Origin of the sequence: Pseudomonas shirazica (assembly GCF_015168335.1) — a bacterium.
In the GTDB taxonomy this organism is placed as follows: domain Bacteria; phylum Pseudomonadota; class Gammaproteobacteria; order Pseudomonadales; family Pseudomonadaceae; genus Aquipseudomonas; species Aquipseudomonas asiatica.
In genome coordinates this window covers 3,404,901-3,425,072 of record NZ_CP063456.1, presented here as the reverse complement: position 1 = coordinate 3,425,072, position 20,172 = coordinate 3,404,901, and the positions used below count along the sequence as shown (strand labels likewise).

The 20,172-nt window shown below is 65.4% G+C and carries 19 protein-coding genes; 14 read left to right on the top strand and 5 right to left on the bottom strand.

The genetic code is table 11. The annotated features are described in order from the left end of the window. Positions 1–46 precede the first annotated feature (46 nt). The 4 genes from IMX18_RS15830 to IMX18_RS15815 are packed head-to-tail and all read left to right on the top strand — an operon-like array spanning position 47 to position 5,161. Positions 47–529, top strand: a complete 483-nt coding sequence (locus IMX18_RS15830) for a formate dehydrogenase subunit gamma (protein ID WP_015269625.1) — start codon at positions 47–49, stop codon at positions 527–529. Then, positions 523–2,082: a formate dehydrogenase beta subunit gene (locus tag IMX18_RS15825; RefSeq protein WP_191471858.1), complete on the top strand. Its 1,560-nt coding sequence runs from the start codon at positions 523–525 to the stop codon at positions 2,080–2,082. The genes IMX18_RS15830 and IMX18_RS15825 overlap by 7 nt, the downstream gene beginning before the upstream one ends. Further along, positions 2,079–4,961 carry a formate dehydrogenase subunit alpha gene (gene fdhF / locus IMX18_RS15820; RefSeq protein WP_054572332.1) on the top strand — a complete coding sequence of 961 codons (2,883 nt, stop codon included), beginning with the start codon at positions 2,079–2,081 and terminating at the stop codon, positions 4,959–4,961. Before IMX18_RS15825 ends, fdhF begins: the two co-directional genes overlap by 4 nt. Further along, the gene (locus IMX18_RS15815) at positions 4,958–5,161 is read left to right on the top strand and encodes a formate dehydrogenase subunit delta (protein WP_013971803.1); all 204 of its coding nucleotides are present in this window, start codon (positions 4,958–4,960) and stop codon (positions 5,159–5,161) included. The genes fdhF and IMX18_RS15815 overlap by 4 nt, the downstream gene beginning before the upstream one ends. 315 nt (positions 5,162–5,476) lie before the next feature. On the opposite strand, the gene IMX18_RS15810 is transcribed toward IMX18_RS15815, so the two are convergent. Beyond that, complete coding sequence (locus IMX18_RS15810; RefSeq protein ID WP_085721146.1) at positions 5,477–6,340, bottom strand: universal stress protein; 864 nt, start codon at positions 6,338–6,340, stop codon at positions 5,477–5,479. Positions 6,341–6,494: 154 nt separating this feature from the next. On the opposite strand from IMX18_RS15810, the gene IMX18_RS15805 reads away from it, so the two are divergent. Next, entirely contained in the window at positions 6,495–7,112 is a 618-nt protein-coding gene (locus IMX18_RS15805) for a MiaE family protein (RefSeq protein WP_013971805.1), read from the top strand. Between the two features lie 22 nt (positions 7,113–7,134). Here the strand turns inward: IMX18_RS15805 and IMX18_RS15800 are convergent, their stop codons facing one another. Beyond that, positions 7,135–7,455, bottom strand: a complete 321-nt coding sequence (locus IMX18_RS15800) for an ElaB/YgaM/YqjD family protein (RefSeq protein ID WP_003256286.1) — start codon at positions 7,453–7,455, stop codon at positions 7,135–7,137. Between the two features lie 129 nt (positions 7,456–7,584). On the opposite strand from IMX18_RS15800, the gene IMX18_RS15795 reads away from it, so the two are divergent. After that, positions 7,585–7,848, top strand: a complete 264-nt coding sequence (locus IMX18_RS15795; protein WP_003256287.1) for a hypothetical protein — start codon at positions 7,585–7,587, stop codon at positions 7,846–7,848. Positions 7,849–7,866: 18 nt separating this feature from the next. Here IMX18_RS15795 and IMX18_RS15790 read toward each other — a convergent pair whose 3' ends face one another. Beyond that, the gene (locus IMX18_RS15790; RefSeq protein ID WP_013971807.1) at positions 7,867–8,349 is read right to left on the bottom strand and encodes an LEA/WHy family protein; all 483 of its coding nucleotides are present in this window, start codon (positions 8,347–8,349) and stop codon (positions 7,867–7,869) included. A gap of 135 nt (positions 8,350–8,484) precedes the next feature. Here IMX18_RS15790 and IMX18_RS15785 point away from each other — a divergent pair, with 135 nt between their 5' ends. Both IMX18_RS15785 and IMX18_RS15780 read left to right on the top strand, forming a co-directional pair. Beyond that, a complete protein-coding gene (locus IMX18_RS15785) occupies positions 8,485–9,606 on the top strand; it encodes a sigma-70 family RNA polymerase sigma factor (RefSeq protein WP_015269632.1) in 1,122 nt (373 codons plus the stop codon). A gap of 213 nt (positions 9,607–9,819) precedes the next feature. Continuing rightward, entirely contained in the window at positions 9,820–12,246 is a 2,427-nt protein-coding gene (locus IMX18_RS15780; RefSeq protein WP_217190950.1) for a TonB-dependent receptor, read from the top strand. A 114-nt stretch (positions 12,247–12,360) separates the two neighbouring features. Here the strand turns inward: IMX18_RS15780 and IMX18_RS15775 are convergent, their stop codons facing one another. Next, positions 12,361–13,251: a LysR family transcriptional regulator gene (locus IMX18_RS15775; RefSeq protein WP_217190939.1), complete on the bottom strand. Its 891-nt coding sequence runs from the start codon at positions 13,249–13,251 to the stop codon at positions 12,361–12,363. A gap of 102 nt (positions 13,252–13,353) precedes the next feature. On the opposite strand from IMX18_RS15775, the gene IMX18_RS15770 reads away from it, so the two are divergent. From IMX18_RS15770 to IMX18_RS15745, 6 genes are all read left to right on the top strand, one after another. Further along, positions 13,354–14,433 carry an extracellular solute-binding protein gene (locus IMX18_RS15770; RefSeq protein ID WP_015269635.1) on the top strand — a complete coding sequence of 360 codons (1,080 nt, stop codon included), beginning with the start codon at positions 13,354–13,356 and terminating at the stop codon, positions 14,431–14,433. 25 nt (positions 14,434–14,458) lie between these two features. Beyond that, positions 14,459–15,424 (top strand): agmatinase, encoded by a 966-nt coding sequence (gene speB, locus IMX18_RS15765; RefSeq protein WP_015269636.1) that lies wholly within the window; start codon positions 14,459–14,461, stop codon positions 15,422–15,424. A gap of 185 nt (positions 15,425–15,609) precedes the next feature. Continuing rightward, positions 15,610–15,927 (top strand): hypothetical protein, encoded by a 318-nt coding sequence (locus IMX18_RS15760; RefSeq protein WP_003256290.1) that lies wholly within the window; start codon positions 15,610–15,612, stop codon positions 15,925–15,927. A gap of 23 nt (positions 15,928–15,950) precedes the next feature. Beyond that, positions 15,951–17,099 (top strand): PQQ-dependent sugar dehydrogenase, encoded by a 1,149-nt coding sequence (locus tag IMX18_RS15755; RefSeq protein WP_054573655.1) that lies wholly within the window; start codon positions 15,951–15,953, stop codon positions 17,097–17,099. Positions 17,100–17,228: 129 nt separating this feature from the next. Further along, positions 17,229–18,335, top strand: coding sequence for a cell division protein ZapE (gene zapE / locus IMX18_RS15750; protein ID WP_054573656.1), 1,107 nt, complete (start codon positions 17,229–17,231; stop codon positions 18,333–18,335). Positions 18,336–18,349: 14 nt separating this feature from the next. Next, positions 18,350–18,931 carry a DinB family protein gene (locus IMX18_RS15745; RefSeq protein WP_100413486.1) on the top strand — a complete coding sequence of 194 codons (582 nt, stop codon included), beginning with the start codon at positions 18,350–18,352 and terminating at the stop codon, positions 18,929–18,931. 174 nt (positions 18,932–19,105) lie between these two features. Here IMX18_RS15745 and IMX18_RS15740 read toward each other — a convergent pair whose 3' ends face one another. Further along, complete coding sequence (locus tag IMX18_RS15740) at positions 19,106–20,104, bottom strand: alpha/beta fold hydrolase (protein WP_015269640.1); 999 nt, start codon at positions 20,102–20,104, stop codon at positions 19,106–19,108. Between the last annotated feature and the right edge of the window lie 68 nt (positions 20,105–20,172).

Genomic DNA, 20,172 nt, shown 5'->3' with positions numbered 1-20,172 from the left:
CCCTTACAACAATTCAGGCAGGGTCCGTGATGCCGAGGTCCGCTGTATGCCTGATGAATTGCTCCACCTGCCTGTGATCCACCGCATTCTGGCCCGTGACAAGGATACCCCCGGCGCGCTGTTGCCGATCCTGCATGCCATCCAGCACGACATCGGCTACATCCCCGATGCCGCTGTCGCCGAAATTGCCCATGCCCTGAACCTCAGCCTGGCCGAGGTGCGTGGGGTGATCAGCTTCTACCACGATTTCCGCACCACGCCACCGGCGCGCCACACCCTGCGCCTGTGCCGCGCCGAGTCGTGCCAGAGCCGGGGCGCCGAGGCGCTGGCCGCGCAACTGCGCGAACAACTGGCGCTGGACGACCACGGCACCAGCGCCGACGGCGCCATCAGCCTGCGCCCGGTGTACTGCCTGGGCGCCTGTGCCTGCTCGCCAGCGCTGGAACTGGACGGCCAGGTGCATGCGCGCCTTACCCCTGAGCGCCTGCGCGCGCTGGTCAACGCTTGCCGGGAGGACGCAGCATGCTGAAGCTGTACATCCCCTGCGATTCGGTAGCCCGTGCCGTGGGCGCCGACCAGGTCGCCGATGCCTTGCAACGTGAGGCCGAGCGCCGCCAGCTGCCGCTGGACATCCAGCGCACCAGTTCCCGCGGGCTCTACTGGCTGGAGCCGCTGCTGGAGTGCGACAGCGCGCAAGGGCGCCTGGGTTTCGGCCCGGTCACCCCGGAAGACGTGCCGTCCTTGCTCGACGCCTTTACCGGTGAACCTGGTGGCCACTCGCTGGCCCTGGGGCCGGTCGAGGACATCCCTTACCTCAAGACCCAGCAGCGCTTGCTGTTCGCCCGCGCCGGCATCACTCGCCCATTGTCGCTGGACGACTACCGTGCCCATGGCGGTTTCGCCGGCCTTGAAGCGGCCGTGGCCCTGGACGGTGCCGAGGTGGTCGCCGCCGTGCTCGATTCCGGCCTGCGCGGCCGCGGCGGTGCGGCGTTTCCGGCCGGCATCAAGTGGCGCACCGTGCGTGACGCCGGGGCCGGGCAGAAGTACGTGGTGTGCAACGCCGACGAGGGTGACTCCGGTACCTTCGCCGACCGCATGCTGATGGAAGGCGACCCGTTCCTGCTGATCGAAGGCATGATCATTGCCGGCCTCGCCGTGGGTGCCGACAAGGGCTACATCTATGTGCGCTCGGAATACCCCGACGCCATCCGCGTGCTCGACCAGGCCTTCGCCATCGCCCGTGACGCCGGCTATCTCGGCAGCGACGTGGCCGGCAGCGGCCAGGCCTTCGACCTGGAAGTGCGGGTCGGCGCCGGCGCCTATATCTGCGGCGAAGAAACCGCGCTGCTCGAATCCATCGAAGGCAAGCGCGGCATCGTCCGCGCCAAGCCTCCGCTGCCCGCGCTGCAGGGCCTGTTCGGCCTGCCGACGCTGGTGCACAACGTGCTCACCCTGGCCTCGGTACCCATCATCATGGCCAAGGGCGCGGCGTTCTATCGCGACTTCGGCATGGGCCGCTCGCTGGGCACCATGCCGTTCCAGCTGGCCGGCAACATCCGTCAGGGCGGCCTGGTGGAGCGCGCCTTTGGCCTGACCTTGCGCGAGCTGGTGGAAGGCTATGGCGGCGGCACGGCCAGCGGCCGGCCGTTGAAGGCCGCGCAGGTTGGTGGCCCGCTCGGTGCCTGGGTACCGCCCAGCCACTTCGATACGCCGCTGGACTACGAAGCCTTTGCCGCCATGGGCGCGATGCTCGGCCATGGTGGTGTGGTAGTGGCCGACGACACCCTGAACATGGCCAGCATGGCGCGCTTCGCCTTGCAGTTCTGCGCCGAGGAGTCCTGTGGCAAATGCACCCCGTGCCGCATCGGCTCGACCCGGGGCATGGAAGTGGTCGACCGGCTGATCGCCACCAGCGACATGACCGAACGGCATGACCAGGCCCTGTTACTGCGCGACCTGTGCGACACCATGCAATACGGCTCGCTGTGCGCCATGGGCGGCATGACCGCCTATCCGGTGGCCAGCGCGCTGAAGTACTTCCCCGCCGATTTCGGGCTGACCCACACGGAGGCCGCGCAGTGATCAATTTCTTCGACCCCGCTTCTGATAAAAGCAGCGACCTCGGCACCCCGGCCCGTGACAGCGAGGTACAGGTCAGCCTGAGCATCGATGGCCGCGCCATCACTGTGCCCGCCGGTACTTCGGTGATGCGTGCCGCGGCCATGCTCGGCACCAGCATCCCCAAACTGTGCGCCACCGACAGCCTCGAAGCCTTCGGCTCGTGCCGCATGTGCATGGTGGAAATCGAAGGCATGCGCGGCTACCCGGCCTCCTGCACCACCCCGGTCAGCGAAGGCATGGTGGTGCACACCGAAACCCCACGCCTGGCCGGCCTGCGCCGCAACGTGATGGAGCTGTACATCTCCGACCACCCGCTGGACTGCCTGACCTGTTCGGCCAACGGCAACTGCGAGCTGCAGACCGTGGCCGGCCAGGTGGGCCTGCGCGAGGTGCGCTACGGCTACGACGGCGCCAACCACCTGGCCGAGAAAAAGGACGTATCCAACCCGTATTTCGACTACGAGCCGAGCAAGTGCATTGTCTGCAGCCGCTGTGTGCGCGCCTGCGAGGATATCCAGGGCACCTTCGCCCTGACCATTACCGGGCGCGGCTTCGAATCACGGGTGGCGGCGGCGGGTGGTGAAAACTTCCTCGCCTCCGAGTGCGTGTCATGCGGCGCCTGCGTGCAGGCCTGCCCGACCGCGACCCTGACCGAAAAGAGCCTGGTACAGCTGGGCCAGCCCGAGCGTGCGGTCATCACCACCTGCGCCTATTGCGGCGTCGGCTGCTCGTTCCGCGCCGAAATGAAGGGCGACCAGCTGGTGCGCATGGTCCCGGACAAGAACGGCGGCGCCAACCACGGCCACGCCTGCGTCAAGGGCCGCTTCGCCTGGGGTTACGCCACCCACCCGGACCGCATCACCAAGCCAATGATCCGCAAGCGCCTGGAAGACCCATGGCAGGAAGTCAGCTGGGACGAAGCGGTGACCTACGCCGCCAGCGAGTTCCGCCGTATCCAGCTGAAGTACGGTCGCGATTCCATCGGCGGCATCACCTCCAGCCGCTGCACCAACGAAGAAGCCTACCTGGTGCAGAAACTGGTGCGCACGGCGTTCGGCAACAACAACGTCGACACTTGCGCGCGGGTATGCCATTCGCCCACCGGCTATGGCCTGAAGCAGACCCTGGGTGAGTCGGCTGGTACACAAAGCTTCGACTCGGTGATGCAGGCCGACGTGGTGCTGGTGATCGGCGCCAACCCCACCGACGCCCACCCGGTATTCGGCTCGCAGCTCAAGCGCCGCCTGCGCCAGGGCGCGCGGCTGATCGTGATCGACCCTCGGCGCATCGACCTGGTCGACTCGCCGCACGCCCGCGCCGAGCTGCACCTGCAACTGCGCCCCGGTACCAACGTGGCCATGCTCAACGCCCTGGCCCACGTGATCGTCACCGAAGGCCTGCTGGCCCAGCGCTTCATCGATGCCCGCTGTGAAACCGAGGATTTCGCCCGCTGGCGCGACTTCGTCAGCCTGGCGGAAAACGCCCCCGAAGTGCTTGGCCCGGTCTGCGGCGTGCCTGCCGAGCAGATCCGCGCCGCAGCGCGCCTGTATGCCACCGGCGGCAACGCGGCCATCTACTACGGCCTGGGCGTGACCGAACACAGCCAGGGCAGCACCGCGGTGATGGGCATCGCCAACCTGGCCATGGCCACCGGCAACATCGGCCGTGAAGGGGTAGGGGTGAACCCGCTGCGCGGGCAGAACAACGTGCAAGGCTCGTGCGACATGGGCTCGTTCCCCCACGAACTGCCCGGCTACCGGCACATTTCCAACGAAGTTGTACGCGCCGAGTTCGAGCAGGCCTGGGGCGTGACCCTGCAGCCTGACCCGGGCCTGCGCATCCCCAACATGTTCGAGGCTGCGCTGGACGGCAGTTTCAAGGCCCTTTACTGCCAGGGCGAGGACATTGCCCAGAGCGACCCCAACACCCAGCACGTCACTGCGGCCCTGCTGGCCATGGAGTGCGTGGTGGTGCAGGACATCTTCCTCAACGAAACAGCCAAGTTCGCCCATGTGTTCCTGCCGGGCAGCTCGTTCCTGGAGAAGGACGGTACCTTCACCAATGCCGAGCGGCGTATTTCGCGGGTGCGCAAGGTCATGGAGCCGTTGGCCGGGAAGGCCGACTGGGAGGCGACCATAGCCCTGGCCAATGCCCTGGGCTACCCGATGAGCTACCGTCACCCGTCCGAGATCATGGACGAGATCGCCCGCCTTACGCCTACCTTCCACCGCGTCAGCTACGCCGAGATCGACCGCCACGGCAGCCTGCAGTGGCCGTGCAACGACGCAGCGCCGGATGGCACGCCGACCATGCACATCGACCAGTTCGTACGTGGCAAGGGGCGCTTCATGCTCACCGGCTACGTGCCCACCGAGGAGAAGGTCAACAACCGCTACCCGCTGCTGCTGACCACCGGGCGCATTCTCAGCCAGTACAACGTCGGCGCCCAGACCCGGCGTACCGGCAACGTCGCCTGGCATGACGCCGACCGCCTGGAAATCCACCCGACCGACGCCGAAAGCCGCGGCATCCAGGATGGCGACTGGGTCGGCATCGGCAGCCGCGCCGGGCAGACGGTGCTGCGCGCCAAGGTCAGTACGCGGGTGGCGCCGGGTGTGGTGTACACCACCTTCCACTTCCCAGAGTCGGGGGCCAACGTGATTACCACCGACAACTCCGACTGGGCCACCAACTGCCCTGAGTACAAGGTGACGGCGGTGGAGGTGGTGAAAGTGTTCCAGCCGTCGCAGTGGCAGAAGCGCTACCAGGACTTCAGTGACGAGCAGCGGCGGTTGTTGAAGGAGCGTCGTATTGCCGAGAAAACCGAGGTGCGCCGATGAGCAGTGAGAATCTGGTCAAGATGGCCAACCAGATTGCCCATTACTTCGACAGCGAGCCAGACCGGGCGCTGGCGGTGCAAGGGATACGGCAGCATCTGCAGAGCTTCTGGACGCCTGCGATGCGCCGGCAACTGGCGGAATGGGCCGAGGCCAATGCAGGGGAGGGGCTGGACCCGAAGGTGCAGGAAGCGTTGGCCTAGCGTTTGGTGTCGAATGGGGCTGCTGCGCAGCCCATCGCCGGCAAGCCAGCTCCAACAGGTAATGCACATGACTCATTGGTTCAGCGAGGCTCTGTAGGAGCAGCCTTGTGCTGCGAAGAGGCCGGTACAAGCCATAGACAGGCTTTGTCAGTACCGGCCTCTTCGCAGCACAAGGCGGCTCCTACAAAGTACGCTTCAAACGAGCGATATTTGTTTTCTGCCCTACAGCGCAGATCAAAAGGGCTGGGCAATCTCCCACAGGTACTGTCGATGTGGGAGCTGGCTTGCCGGCGATAGGGCCCTGACAGATTGAACTCAGCCGCGGGCCAGTTCCGCCAGATGGGCAATTGCCTCCTCGCTCTTGAGCACCAGCACATCCCCCTCCAGCGAATCCAGCACCACCTCCGCGGTATTACCAATCAACGCCCCGGAAATCCCGGTGCGGCACACCGTGCCGATCACCGTTACCACGGCATCGAGCTTCTTCTCGGTATGCGGAATCAGCACATCCGCCGGCCCTTCGGCCACATGCAAGCGGTCTTCGCTGATGTCGTACTCTGCCTGGAACGCCTTGCACGCCTCGCGGTAGCGCTTTTCGATGGTATCGCTCAGCTGGTACACCGGGTCCGACGCCGACAGCATCGGCGACGGATGGGCGCTGATGACGTGAAGCTCGCCTTTGGCCAGCCCGGCAATGGCATAGCCATGGTCGATGATGCTGGCATGCAGGCGGCGGTGGTCCTCGTCCTGGTTGCCCACGTCCACCGCGGCCAGGATCTTGCCGCCGGTCCACGGCCGCTCGCTCTTGACCATCAGCACGGCACACGGGCATTGGCGCAGCAGCTTCCAGTCGCTGGGGGTGAGCAGGGCCTTTTTCAGCGGGTTGTCCGGGCGGTGTTCCTTGATCACCAGCTCGCAGCCCTCGGCCTGCTGCACGTAGATGATGGTGTCGTGCAGGTTGTCGCGCCAGGCCTCCTCATGGGTGACGCTGTCGTACCCGTCATCATGCAGCTGGCTGCTCAGCAGGCTCAGCAGCGCGCTGTGGTCATGCCTTTTGTCGCACATCAGCAGGTGCAGGCGGGCGCCGGTGACGCCGGCGATCAGCTTGGCCCGGGTCAGTGCCCGGCTGTGGGCGTGCTCGGGGTCGAGGACGACGAGGATGCTGCGGACGGCTTGCATGGGCGTTAACTCCCTTCAAAGGTGGCGACCAATGCCTGACTATAGTCGGCGCTTCCCCCGCTGGCGCTTGATGTACATCAAGCATAGTCACTGGCGCCGCCCGCCGCCGCCGGTATAATCGCCGGCCCTGCCAGTTCTTTGTGGTTGCACGCTCATGTCCCTGATCCCCGAAATCGACGCCTTTCTTGGTTGCCCGACACCAGACGCCTGGATCGAAGCGGCGCTCGCCGACCAGGAAACCCTGCTGATCGACCACAAGAACTGCGAATTCAAGGCTGCCAGCACCGCCCTGAGCCTGATCGCCAAGTACAACACCCACCTCGACCTGATCAACATGATGTCGCGCCTGGCCCGCGAGGAGCTGGTGCACCACGAGCAGGTGCTGCGCCTGATGAAGCGTCGTGGCGTGCCGCTGCGCCCGGTGTCGGCGGGGCGTTATGCGTCGGGGCTGCGGCGGCTGGTGCGCGCCCACGAGCCGGTCAAGCTGGTGGATACGCTGGTGGTGGGGGCGTTCATCGAGGCGCGCAGCTGCGAGCGCTTTGCCGCGTTGGTACCGCATCTGGACGAGGAACTGGGCCGCTTCTACCACGGCCTGCTGAAGAGCGAAGCGCGCCATTACCAAGGTTATCTGAAACTGGCGCACAACTATGGCGAAGAGGCAGACATTGCCCGCCGGGTGGACCTGGTGCGCGCAGCAGAGGTGGAGCTGATCCAGTCACCGGACCAGGAGCTGCGCTTTCACAGCGGTATACCGATGGCGCAGGCCGCCTGATTCGCACCAGGCAGCCCAGGCGTCAGTGACGGCGGCCCAGCAGCAGGCCGACCACCAGCCCGAGGCCAGCGGAAATGGCCACGGTCTGCCACGGGTGGCCACCGATATAGTCCTGGGTAGCGTCCATCACCGGTTGCGCCTTGCTGCGTACCTTGTCGGCGGCATTGCGCGCCTGACGTAGCTTGAGGCTTACCTGCGCGCGCAGGGTTTCCGCCTCGTCACCCACCAGGGCGGCGCTGTCGTTCAGCAGTTTTTCCGACTCTTCGATCAGCGCCTGCAGTTCGCTGAATACCTGGTCCTTGATCTGATCGCTGTCGGTCAGCGGGGCGTTTTTCCGGGCCATGAACTCGTCCTCGTCGATGGTGTGGCTTGAACAATGGATGCCGGCGCGTCGGGAAAGTTGCGGCGGCTTTGGGCTGTTGCAGTACCTGGGTGTAAGATAGCGGCCATTTTCAAACCTGCAGGTACCTTCATGAGTTTCAATCTGGCCAACATGAGCTTCGAGGAACGGGCGCAGATCGAGGCAGAGAAGGCCCGGCTGTTCGAGCTGTGGCAGAACAACCTGGGCAAGGCCAAGGGCGAAGCGGCACGGTTGATCGCCGAGAAACCACGGCGCAAAGGCAAATGGGCCGAGTGGGTGCGCGCCGAGCTGGATGGCATGTCGCCGCCCGAATACGCCAACATGGTGCGCAGCGAAGTCAACAAGCTGATGGCCGCAGCCAGCGCCAGCCGCTGATCACACCCCGCCAGGCGCCTACCAGTAGGCGCCCTTGGGCAGGTCCAGCTTGCCCTCGTCGGTAAAGCGCACGGTCCCCAGCAGCCCGCCGGCCAGCTTGCCGCGCAGCACATAGGGCAGGCCTTGCAGCGAGTCCACCTGGCCCAGCCCATAGGCCTGGCGCAGGAAGGAAAACGCCGTGATGCTCACCGGCACCACGATCACCGCTTCGCCATAACGGCCGATGTGCCCCTGCTGGTCGCTCACCCCGGCAGCCAGCGGCTGGCCGTTCACCTCCAGGTTCAGGGCGATGCCGTTGTAGTCGATCGGCGCCTCGTTGGGGTTTTGTACCCGCATCTTCACCGCCATGCGCAGTTCCAGCTCCTGCCCGGGCAGCGGCTCGATACCGATCACGCTGATATTGACCGGGTCGCGTGCCTGGAACAGCGCACAGGCTCCCAGGCCGCAGGCCAGCAGCAGGACCAGGAACAGGCGGGCGTAGCGGTGCAGACGGGCAGCCATGGAGTGCGACCTTGCCAGAGTGGGCGAATGGGCAGTGTGGCAAATACGCGTCGGCGTTGAAAGTCACCGTCCAGATGAAAGATACTGTTTCTCATTAACGCCCGATAACTTCTCCTACTGGCCGTTCCCGAACCCATGCTGACTTCTCCCGCGCCGGGCCTGCTGGCAAGCTTCCAGGAGCACTACGACGACCTGCTTCAGTTCCTGACCCGGCGCATGAGCGACCGTCAGCGCGCTGCCGATGTCGCGCAGGAAACCTACCTGAAGCTGGTCAACATCGACCAGCAGGCGGTGCCGGTGCTGCACGCGCGCAGTTTCATCTTCCGCGTGGCCGGCAACCTGGCGATCGATGCCTTGCGCCGCGAGCAGCGCATTGCCGCCAGCCACGACGACAGCGAGCGGGCAGGTGAGGTCGCCTGCCCGGCGCCGGCCCCGGAAGCGGCCTTGCTGGCCCGGGAGCGCTTGCAGATCCTCGACCAGGCGCTGCTGCAGCTGTCCGACAATGCCCGCCAGGCGCTGTTGCTCAACCGCGTCGACGGCCTGACCCAGGCGCAGATCGCGCAGCGCCTGGGGGTTTCCGAAAGCATGGTGGCGAAATACATCGGCCAGGCCCTGCGCCATTGCCGCAACTGGCTCAAACAGGCAGGGGTGGCTGCTGCACTGGTGTTGGCCGTTGGTGTGGCGGGTTGGCAGAAGGCGCCAATGCTGCTGGCGGATTACCACACCGGGGTAGGTGAGCGACAGGTGATTACTTTGGCAGATGGCACGCGGGTGACGCTGAACAGTGCCACAGCCCTGAGCGTGGTGTTCAGCGACCGTGAGCGGCGGGTGGTGCTGGAATCTGGTGAGGCCTTGTTCGAGACCACCGATGATTCACGGCCCTTTGTGGTCGATACGGCCGGTGAGCGGGTGCAGGGGAGTGCGGCCACCTTCAGCGTGCGTCGCGATGGCCGCGTGGTATTGGCCCATGGCGAAGCCAAGGTTGGCGAACATGAACTGGCAGTAGCGGCCGATGCCGGCACGCAGATGGCCTGGCAGCGCGGCAAGCTGATCTTCAACGGCAAGCCGCTGGGGCAGGTGCTGGCGGAGCTTGAGCGTTATCGGCATGGGCGGATCGTGTTGTCCGATAGCAAGCTGGCGGCGATGCAGGTCAGCGGGGTGTTCGACCTCGATGAGCCGGAGGCCCTGTTGCGGACCCTTGAGCAGCGTTATGGGCTGAAGGTGACCTACCTGCCGTGGTTGGCCGTGGTTCATTGATTCGCCTGTGCCGGCCTCTTCGCAGCACAAGGCTGCTCCTACAGCGAACTGTGATCCCTGTAGGAGCAGCCTCGTGCTGCGAAGAGGCCGGCACAGAAATAAAAATATTTTCCATTTGGCACTGCAAGTTCCTGCAAGCCAGATCGTCGTAGTGGGACTGATCAGCAACCAATTCTCATTTACGACTTGTCAGGAAGCTCATTCGTGCCTCTGATGCTCAAGCCCTTGCACCGCCGCCGCGGTCCGCTTCACCATGCCCTGATGTCCTGCAGTGCCCTGGCCATGCTGGTCGGCCCGCTGCAGGTGTTTGCCTCGACCGCCACCGAACAGGCCCAGACTCAGGCCCGCCAGGTCCAGCTCGACCTGCCGGCCCAGCCGCTGGACCACGCCCTGACGACGTTCGCCGACCAGGCCGGCCTGCACCTGCTGTACACCACCGGCGACGTCGCCGGTCAATCCAGCCCTGCCTTGCAGGGCAGCTACAGCATCGAGCAGGCGCTGCAGCAGTTGCTGGCCGGAAGTGGCATGGTTTGGCACTTCAGCGATGCCCGCACGGTGACCCTGCGCAAGGCCGACGCTGCGCCGCAGGCGATCAATCTCAAGCCGATCGAGGTCAGCGTGGCCTCGCGCACCAGCACCGCGATCAGTGAAATCCCCGGCACCGTGTGGGTGGTCGACCAGCAGCAGTTGCGCGAGCAGATCGACAGCGGCGTCAGCCTGAAGGAAGCCATCGGCAAGCTGGTGCCAGGCCTCGACCTGGCGCCGGAAGGCCGTACCAACTACGGCCAGAACATGCGCGGGCGCAATGTGCTGGTGATGATCGACGGGGTCAGCCAGAACAGCTCGCGCGGCCTGTCACGCCAGTTCGACAGCATTTCGCCGTTCAACGTCGAGCGCGTCGAAGTGCTGTCTGGCGCCAGTGCCATCTACGGTGGTGGCGCCACCGGCGGCATCATCAACATCGTGACCAAGAAGGGCGAACCCGGCCCGGCGCGTTTCGAGACCCAGCTCGGTGCCAGCAGCGGCTTCAACAACAGCGACGACCTGGCCACCCGCTTCGCCCAGTCGATCAGTGGCGGCAACGAACGGTTCAACGCCCGCCTGGGGGTTTCCGGCGAGCAGAACGAAGCCTTCTACGACGGCGCCGGCGACCAGATCTTCATCGACAACACCCAGACCGACCTGCAATACAACCGCACCATCGACGTGCTCGGCACCTTGGGGATGCAACTGAACGACCAGCAGAGCCTCGACCTGCTGGCCCAGTACTATGACTCGGGCAACCATGGCAGTACCGGTATCTACTTCCCCAACCTGAATTACAACGCCCCGTCCGACCTGGAAGACGCCGAGCTGCGCAGTGGCTACTCGTCGGACCTGGAGCCGCGCACCCGGCGCCTGCTGCTGAACGCCAACTACCACCACACCGACGTGCTGGGGCAGGACTTCTACCTGCAGGCCTCGTACCGCAAGGAAGACGACAACTTCTATCCGTTCCCGTACTACAACCGCGCCACGCCCACCGGCTCGCGCGGGGTGTACTTCGCCGCCTCGCAGCAAAACTTCGAAGTCACCAGCCTCAAGGGCCTGTTCGCCAAGCAGTGGGACGCGCTGAAGCTGACCTACGGCGTGGACCTGGACCGCGAGCGCTTCAACGCCGAGCAGACCACCTTCAACGCCCAGACGTCGTCCGAGTCGGGTGGCCTGGAGCTGGAAAAGGAAAGCAAGGCCGCACGCTACCCCAGCTACCGGGTCGATGGCGTGTCGGTATACGCGCAGCTGGACTGGCATGCCACCGATAACCTGACCCTGTCCGGCGGCGCCCGGCGCCAGCAGATGGATGTGGACGTCAGCGATTTCAAGGGTGTGCCGGGCGGCAGCAACGATTACCAGGTCAACCTGTTCAACGTCGGTGCCATCTACGACTTCAAGAATGGCCACCAGGTATGGACCAACTACGGCGAAGGCTTCGACCTGCCCGACCCGGCCAAGTACTACGGCAAGCCCGGGTTGAGCGTGGCCGACAACCCGCTGGCCGGCATCAAGAGCCGCCAGGTGGAACTGGGTTGGCGCTATGCCGACCTGGACTGGGATGCTCAGGCGGCGCTGTACTACATCTGGTCGGACAAGATCATCAACGTCGACTCGCAGACGCTGACCATCAATGTGGAAGACCAGAAAAGCCGTGACTTCGGTTTTGAGGGCGCGCTGACCCGGCACTTCCAGACCGGCTGGGAAGCCGGTGGCACCCTGCACCTGACCCGCTCCGAGGAAGAAGATGTCGATGGCGGCTGGATCAAACGCGATGCCCGCTATGCCTCGCTGTCCAAGGCTACCGCGTTCGTTGGCTGGAAGGGCGATGGCCGCAGTGCGCGGCTGCAGGCCAACCATGCCTTCAACCTGAAGGACGATGCCGACCACGAGATCGACGGCTACACCACCTTCGACCTGCTGGGCAGCCAGGACACCGGCTTCGGTACTTTCAGCGCCGGTATCCAGAACCTGCTGGACAAGCAGTACAGCACGGTCTGGGGGCAGCGTGCGACGCTGTTCTACTCGCCGACCTACGGGCCGGCGTACCTGTATGACTACCAGGGGCGCGGGCGCACCTACACCCTGACCTGGAGCATGGCTTACTGATGGGTGTTGTCTGTCCCGGCCTCTTCGCGGGTCAACCCGCTCCTACAGGTGCGGCGCAGCCTTCAGGCTGTGTGAGAATCCTGTGGGAGCGGGTTCACCCGCGAAGAGGCCCGGTCAGGCAAACGCCGCCAGCAAATCCTGCGCAAACGCCTGCTGTGCCTCACCAACCGCCTGCGCCCGGTGCCTGGCCAGGGTAAACGGCACCACAAAGTCCAGCCCAGGGTCCAGCGCCCACAACATCCCCTGAGTCTCCCACCCCTGCGCGCAATGGCACGGCAGATAGCCAATATGCCGCCCCGACAAAATGAACGTCAGTACGCTCTCGATCTGTTCCGCTACCGCCATGCTGCGCTGGCTCTGGAACGGCTCACCGCCCTTGAGAAACCGGTACGGATGGCGCACCTGGTCCATCGCCAGCAACCGCTCCCGGCCAACACCAGCCTCACCGAACAGCACATGGCCCTTGCCGCAATACAGCCGTTGCCGCTCCTGGAACAGCGGCTGGTAGTCGAAGGCTGCCTGGTTGCCGGAAAAGTAGCTGATGGCGTAATCCAGCCGCTGCTCCAGCAACAAGCGCTCCAGCTCTGCCGGTGGCGCACTGATCAGTTCCAGCTGCACCGCCTCCTCGCGCCTGCGAAACGCCGCAATGGCCGCCGCCAGCTTCAGGCTCACCGCCTTGTCCTGGTTCTCCGCCATGCCTATGCGCACGGTCCCCAGCAGCCGCCCGGCAACGCCATTGGCCCGCTGGCGAAACTGTTCGATGTTCAGCAATAGCCCACGGGCGGCGTCCAGCAACAACGCGCCCTTTTCCGTCAGGTGAAAGCCACCTTTGCCGCGGCTGCACAGGCGGTAGCCCAGCCGCGCTTCCAGCTGCGCCATGCGCTGGCTGATGGTGGGCTGGCTCAGGCCCAGCACGCCTTGCGCGGCGCTGAAGCCACCGGCCTCGACTACAGTGACGAACAGCCGCAGCAGATGCAGGTCGGGGTCGTGCACTTGTCCGAGCATTACATTGCTCCTGATGAATGTCAGCTTTGCAAACTTGCCATTCCTGCAATGTAACCCGGCTGGCATGCTCGCGGCATCCACCCATTTGCCGAGGTGTTCGCCATGCGTCGATCGTTGTGCCTGCTGTCCCTGGTCCTGGCCTTGCCGCTGCAGGCCGAAGAAAAGGTCGTCAACCTCTACAGCTGGGCCGACTATGTCGCCCCGCAAACCCTCCAGCGCTTCGAGCGGGAAACCGGCTACAAGGTGCGCTATGACACCTTCGACACCACCGAAGTGCTGGAAACCAAGCTGCTGACCGGTGGTAGCGGCTATGACGTGGTGGTGCCGTCGTCAACCGTACTGGCCCGGGCGCTCAAGGCAAATGCCCTGCAGCCGTTCGATCCCCAGGCCATGCCCGGCTATGCCAACCTCGACAAGGACCTGCTGGCCAAGCTCGCCGAGGCCGACCCCGGCAACCGCCATGCCGTGCCCTACACCTGGGGCACCCTGGGCCTGGGGGTGAATGTGGAAGCGGTGCGCCAGCGCCTGGGGGATGTACCGCTGGACAGCCTCGACCTGCTGTTCAAGCCCGAGTACGCCAGCCGGTTGAAGGACTGCGGCATCGCCATGCCCGACTCGCCCCAGGAGGTGATCGGTGTGGCCCTGAACTACCTGGGCAAGGACCCTTACAGCCAGGACAAGGACGACCTGGCCGCCGCGCAGAACCTGCTGAGCCAGCTGCAGCCGTCGATCAGCTACGTCGCCAATGGCCGGCAGATCAGCGACCTGGCCAACGGTAGCGTGTGCCTGGCGCTGACCTACAACGGCGATGCGGCGATGGCCGCCGACCAGGCGCGTCGCGCAGGCAAACCGTTCGAGCTGATCTACCGCATCCCCCGCGAAGGCACGCTGGTGTGGCAGGACAACCTGGTCATTCCCAAGGACGCCCCGCACCCCGAGGCCGCGCGGGCGTTCATCGCCTTCATGCTCAAGCCCGAGTCGGTCGCCGCGCTGACCAACACGCTGTTCTTCGCCAACGCCAACCAGGCGGCCACGCCGCTGGTGGACGAAGCAGTGCGCAACGACCCGGACATCTACCCGTCGGCCGCGGTGCGCCAGCGCCTGTATGCCGACCGCAGCATGGCCCTGGCCGACCTGCGCCAGCGCAACCGCCTGTGGACCGCGTTCCGCAGCCGCCAGTAACCGATAACGACAAAGGAGCTCGACCGTGGAGCAAGCCGTAAACAACGACCAGGCCATGACCCGCGACAGCCTGTATGGCACCGCTGCGGAAAGTACCTACGCCGGTATTACCAGTTTCTCTCGCCGCCGCTACAGCCGCGACCTACGTGGTGTCGATGTGGTGGTCAGTGGTGTGCCGTTCGATACTGCCACCAGCAACCGCCCCGGTGCGCGCTTCGGCCCGCGGGCGATCCGCGCCGCCTCGGTGCAGCAGGCCTGGGCCCGGCACTGGCCATGGGCGTTCGACCCGTTCGACCACCTGGCGGTGATCGACTATGGCGATTGCGCCTTCGACAGCGGCACCCCGCAGTCGGTACCGGACAGCATCGAGGCCCATGCCACGCATATTCTGGAAGCAGGCTGCGCCATGCTCACCCTGGGTGGCGACCACTTCATCAGCTACCCGCTGCTCAAGGCCCATGCCCGTCGCCATGGCCCGCTGGCGCTGATCCACTTCGATGCGCACAGCGACACCTGGCCGGACGAGGAAGGCAAGCGCATCGACCACGGCACCATGTTCTGGCATGCCGCCCGCGAAGGCCTGGTGGACCCGGCCAGCTCGGTGCAGATCGGCCTGCGCACCACCAATGACGACAGCCAGGGCTTTGCCATCCTCGACGCCCGCCAGGTGCACCGGCAGGGCACCGAGGCGGTGATCGCGGCGATTCGCCAGCGGGTGGGCGAGCGGCCGGTTTACCTGACCTTCGATATCGACTGCCTCGACCCGGCGTATGCGCCCGGTACCGGCACGCCGGTGTGCGGTGGGCTGAGCACGGTGCAGGCGCTGGAGATCCTTGGCGGGCTGCGCGGCATCAACCTGGTGGGCATGGACCTGGTGGAGGTGGCGCCAGCCTATGACCATGCCGACATCACCGCGCTGGCCGGGGCGACCCTGGCGATGGAAATGCTGTGCCTGTATGCGGCGCGGCACAAGGTGGACAAGGGCCAGTAATTCGGCGTCCGTAGGGGGGTTGTGGGAGCGGCCTTGTGTCGCGAAAGGGCTGCGCAGCAGCCCCCAAGGCCCATACTGAAACATCAGGAATCATCTCCACCCGCATTCACACTTTTGCCGCGAACCCTTCGCGCCTTAGGCTATCAAACCCACCAGGCGCGGCATTTTCGTACAGGAGGTGAAGCATGACCCCGACCTTGCCCATCCTGGCCCTCGGCCTGGTGCTGTGCCTGCCCGCGCAAGCGGCCCCCGAGCCGCCCTTGCAACTCGCCGCCGGCAACAACAACCCCTACAACAGCCCGATCCAGCGCGCCAACCCCAACAGCCGACAGGGCAGCATGCCGGCCACGCCTCCCGTGCGCGGCCCGTCCACCGACCCGTACCAGCGCACGCCCACCCTGGACAACCGCGGCATCGGCAATGGCGACAACCTGCGCCGCCAGCAACAAACCCCGAACCTGGAGCCCAGCCGACCACCCCGCGACAACCCGCGCGCGCCATGAGCGCCCTACGAAAGGAATCCTGCATGCTTCGAGCACCCTGGCTTGTAACCCTGACCGCCGCCGCAGTCCTGCCCCTTTTGGCGCAGGCGGCGGCCGAACAGCAGTTTCGCAGTGAAGAAGGCACCTTGACCGTCAGCACCCTGGCCGACGGCCTGCGCAATCCCTGGGCCCTGGCGTTCCTGCCGGGCGGCAAGGACATGCTGGTCACCGAGCGTGCCGGCAACTTGCGGGTGGTCAATGCCGAAGGCAAGGTCGGCCCGCCGATCAGCGGTGTGCCCAAGGTCTGGGCCGAGGGCCAGGGCGGCTTGCTGGATGTGGTGCTGTCGCCGGAGTTCGCCAAGGACCGCACCGTCTACCTGTCCTACGCCGAAGAGGGCAGTGACGGCAAGGCCGGTACGGCGGTCGGCCGTGGCCAGTTGTCCCAGGACCGCGCCCGGCTGGAAAACTTCAACGTCATCTTCCGCCAGCAGCCCAAACTGTCGGAGGGCAACCACTTTGGCTCGCGTCTGGTGTTCGACCGCGACGGCTACCTGTTCATCGCCCTCGGTGAAAACAACCAGCGCCCGACTGCCCAGGACCTGGACAAGCTGCAAGGCAAGATCGTGCGTATCTTGCCGGACGGCGAAGTGCCCAGGGACAACCCCTTCGTCGGCAAGGACAATGTGCGGCCGGAGATCTGGTCGTTCGGCCACCGCAATCAGCAAGGCGCCGCACTCAACCCCTGGACCGGCAAGCTGTGGACCCACGAGCATGGCCCGCGCGGCGGCGACGAGATCAACATTCCCGAACCCGGCAAGAACTATGGCTGGCCGATTGCGACCCACGGCATCAACTACTCGCTGCTGCCGATCCCCGAGGCCAAGGGCAAGCATGTACAGGGTATGGTCGACCCGCACCATGTATGGGAGAAGTCGCCGGGTATCAGCGGCATGGCGTTCTACGACAGCCCTAGGTTCAAGGCCTGGGACCACAATCTGTTCATTGGCGCGCTGGCCACCCAGGAGCTGATCCGCCTGCAACTGGATGGCGACAAGGTGGTGCATGAAGAGCGTTTGCTGGGTGAGCTGAAGGCGCGTATCCGCGATGTGCGGGTGGGGCCGGATGGCTACCTGTATGTGCTGACCGATGACAAGGACGGCGCGCTGCTGAAAGTTGGATTGGGAGATAGCTGAGCCAAAGTCACTTGCACCGGCCTCATCGCCGGCAAGCCAGCTCCCACCTCGACCGCATTGGCCCCAAGCCATGCGCTATCCCTGTGGGAGCTGGCTTGCCGGCGATGAGGCCGGTGCAGATAATGCCGCATGGCTATCGATCCCCATTCCCTCTACCAGCAGGCCCTGACCACCCAGGGCTATGTCGCCGACCCCGCCCAGGCCCGCGCCGTCGAAGCCTTGCAGGCCTGTTTCCAGGCCGTCGAACAGGGCCGCCCCACCCAGGGTATCTACCTCTGGGGCCCGGTCGGCCGGGGCAAGACCTGGCTGATGGACCAGTTCCACCGCTGCCTGCGGGTACCCAGCCGGCGCCAGCACTTCCATCACTTCATGGCCTGGGTCCACCAGCGCCTGTTCCAGCTCAACGGCACCGCCGACCCGCTGCTGGCGCTGGCCGGGGAACTGGCCGGGCAGATTCGCGTGCTGTGCTTCGACGAGCTGTTCGTCAACGACATCGGTGACGCGATCATCCTCGGCCGCCTGTTCCAGGTACTGTTCGACCAAGGCGTGGTGATTGTCGCCACCTCTAACCAGCCACCCGAGCAGCTGTACCGCGACGGTTTCAACCGCGAGCGGTTCCTGCCGGCCATCGCCGCCATCCAGCGGCACATGCAGGTGCTGCCGGTAGCCGGCGAGCAGGACCACCGCCTGCACCCCGGCGCCGAGCGCCAGCGTTACTGGGTGGCGCAAGCGGGGCAGGCCAGCCAGCTGGGCGAGGTGTTCCGCCAGCTCAGCCCCGGCGACGAAGGCCACGATCAGCCCTTGGCGATCGGCTCCCGGCAGGTGCAGGTGGTGCGGCGCAGCGCGCAGGCCATCTGGTGCCGTTTCACCGACCTGTGCGAACAGCCGCTGGCGGCCATGGAGTTCATGGCCCTGTGCGACCGGTTCCCGGCCATCCTGGTGTCGGGCATTCCGGCGCTGGGGGGTGAACAGCGGGCCGGGCGTATTGCCCGGGGCACCGAGGATGCTGCGGCGCGGGTGGCAGCGGGCGACCGCGAGCTGCCGGCGCTGTCGCCCAAGGACGACGCGGTGCGCCGCTTCATAGCCCTGGTCGACGAATGCTACGACCGCCGGGTGGCGTTGTACCTGGAGGCACAGGTGCCGCTGGATGCCCTCTACACTCAAGGGTATCTGGCGTTCCCGTACCAACGGACCCTGAGCCGGCTACGGGAGATGCAACTGCAACGCTTCGCCTGAAAAGGAGCCGAACCATGGAGCCGCTGTCGCATCATCTGCTGACCCAGGCCTACAACAATGGCTGGGCCAACCACCGTCTGTACAAGGCCTGCCTGCAACTGACCCAGGACGAATTCGTCGCCCCCCGCTGCAGTTTTTTCCCGTCGATCAAGGCCACCCTCAACCACCTGCTGACGGTGGACTGGTTCTACCTGCACATGCTCGAGTGCGAGCAGCGTGGCGAGCAGCCCGACGCCGACGGCGAGCGCTTCTTCGACCCCGAACAGCCGTTTGCCACCTGCACCGACCTGCACGCCGAACAGGCCCAGGCCGATCACCGGCTGATCGCCTATTGCCGGGGCCTGCGCGATGGTGAGCTGGCGCGCTATGTGAGCATCGTGCGCCCCGAGCGGGTACAGCGCGAGCAACGGCTGCGGTTGTTGGCGCACCTGTTCGAGCACCAGATACATCATCGTGGGCAGGTGCATGCGATGCTCAGTGATACGGCAGTGAGGCCGCCGCAGCTGGATGAGTTTTTCTGCGAGGAAGAGGCGAGGTTGCGGGTGGCGGATTTTGCCGAGCTGGGCTGGACCGAGGAGCAGGTCTGGAAGATGTGACGGGCCAAAGGGGCTGCTGCGCAGCCCATCGCCGGCAAGCCAGCTCCCACCTCGACCGCGCTACGCTCAAGAGCTGGGCAGCTTCCACAGGTGTTGAACAAAGCTTGAGGTTGATGCGGTCAAGTGGGAGCTGGCTTGCCGGCGATGGGCCGCAAAGCGGCCCCCAAATTAGATCTAGCGCCCTAACCACTCGACCAGCGTACGGTTGAACCGCACCGGCTCCTCGATCTGCGGCGCATGCCCCATGCCTTCAAAGGTAATCAGCTCACCCTTGGGGATCAGCTTGGCCACCTGCGGCCCCAGCACTGCATACTTGCCCAGCTTCGCTTTCACCTCCGGCGGCGCGATATCACTGCCGATGGCCGTGGTGTCCTGGTCACCGATCAGCAGCAGGGTGGGCATCTGCAGGTCCTTGAACTCGTGGTACACCGGCTGGGTGAAGATCATGTCGTAGATCAGCGCCGAGTTCCACGCCACTGCTTCATGCCCCGGCCCCTTGTTCAGGCCCACCAGCATCTGCACCCAGCGCTCGTACTCCGGCTTCCAGCGCCCGGCGTAGTAGGTCTTGCGCTCATACTCGCGCACGCCGTTGGCATCCAGCTTGAGCTCGCGCGCATACCACTGGTCCACCGTGCGGTAGGGCACGCCCAGGGCTTTCCAGTCTTCCAGCCCGATGGGGTTGACCATCGCCAGGCGCTCCACCTGCTGCGGGTACATCAGCGCATAGCGGGTGGCGAGCATGCCGCCGGTGGAGTGGCCGAGCACGATGCTTTGCTTCACGCCCAGCTGTTCGAGCAAGGCATGGGTATTGCTCGCCAGTTGCTGGAAGCTGTACTGGTAGTAGGCTGGCTTGCTGGAGCTGCAGAAGCCGACCTGGTCGGGGGCGATGACCCGGTAGCCAGCCTTGCTCAGGGCGTCGATGGTGGTTTCCCAAGTGGCGGCGCAGAAGTTCTTGCCGTGCATCAGCACTACGCTGTGACCGTTGGCCTGGCCCTGGGCGGGCACGTCCATGTAGCCCATCTGCAGGGCCTGACCTTGGGACTTGAAGTCGAAATGCTTGAGCGGATGCGGGTAGCTGAAGCCTTCCAACTGAGGACCGTAGGTGGGCGATTCGGCGGCGATGGCCGAACTGCCGGCGAGGCAGGCCAGGGCCAGGGCAGTTGCGCGCAGCATAGGGGCACTCCGTGTAGGGCCATGTAGGAAGGGGCGACTGTAGCAGCCAGTGGACCACGCGGAACGTG

Bases quoted from the DNA above. Each gene is read 5' to 3' on its own strand.
- IMX18_RS15830 (WP_015269625.1), top strand. From the start codon at position 47: ATGCCTGATGAATTGCTCCACCTGCCTGTGATCCACCGCATTCTGGCC.
- IMX18_RS15825 (WP_191471858.1), top strand. From the start codon at position 523: ATGCTGAAGCTGTACATCCCCTGCGATTCGGTAGCCCGTGCCGTGGGC.
- IMX18_RS15815 (WP_013971803.1), top strand. From the start codon at position 4,958: ATGAGCAGTGAGAATCTGGTCAAGATGGCCAACCAGATTGCCCATTAC.
- IMX18_RS15810 (WP_085721146.1), bottom strand. From the start codon at position 6,340: ATGCAAGCCGTCCGCAGCATCCTCGTCGTCCTCGACCCCGAGCACGCC.
- IMX18_RS15805 (WP_013971805.1), top strand. From the start codon at position 6,495: ATGTCCCTGATCCCCGAAATCGACGCCTTTCTTGGTTGCCCGACACCA.
- IMX18_RS15800 (WP_003256286.1), bottom strand. From the start codon at position 7,455: ATGGCCCGGAAAAACGCCCCGCTGACCGACAGCGATCAGATCAAGGAC.
- IMX18_RS15795 (WP_003256287.1), top strand. From the start codon at position 7,585: ATGAGTTTCAATCTGGCCAACATGAGCTTCGAGGAACGGGCGCAGATC.
- IMX18_RS15790 (WP_013971807.1), bottom strand. From the start codon at position 8,349: ATGGCTGCCCGTCTGCACCGCTACGCCCGCCTGTTCCTGGTCCTGCTG.
- IMX18_RS15785 (WP_015269632.1), top strand. From the start codon at position 8,485: ATGCTGACTTCTCCCGCGCCGGGCCTGCTGGCAAGCTTCCAGGAGCAC.
- IMX18_RS15780 (WP_217190950.1), top strand. From the start codon at position 9,820: ATGCTCAAGCCCTTGCACCGCCGCCGCGGTCCGCTTCACCATGCCCTG.
- IMX18_RS15775 (WP_217190939.1), bottom strand. From the start codon at position 13,251: ATGCTCGGACAAGTGCACGACCCCGACCTGCATCTGCTGCGGCTGTTC.
- IMX18_RS15770 (WP_015269635.1), top strand. From the start codon at position 13,354: ATGCGTCGATCGTTGTGCCTGCTGTCCCTGGTCCTGGCCTTGCCGCTG.
- IMX18_RS15760 (WP_003256290.1), top strand. From the start codon at position 15,610: ATGACCCCGACCTTGCCCATCCTGGCCCTCGGCCTGGTGCTGTGCCTG.
- IMX18_RS15755 (WP_054573655.1), top strand. From the start codon at position 15,951: ATGCTTCGAGCACCCTGGCTTGTAACCCTGACCGCCGCCGCAGTCCTG.
- zapE (WP_054573656.1), top strand. From the start codon at position 17,229: ATGGCTATCGATCCCCATTCCCTCTACCAGCAGGCCCTGACCACCCAG.
- IMX18_RS15745 (WP_100413486.1), top strand. From the start codon at position 18,350: ATGGAGCCGCTGTCGCATCATCTGCTGACCCAGGCCTACAACAATGGC.
- IMX18_RS15740 (WP_015269640.1), bottom strand. From the start codon at position 20,104: ATGCTGCGCGCAACTGCCCTGGCCCTGGCCTGCCTCGCCGGCAGTTCG.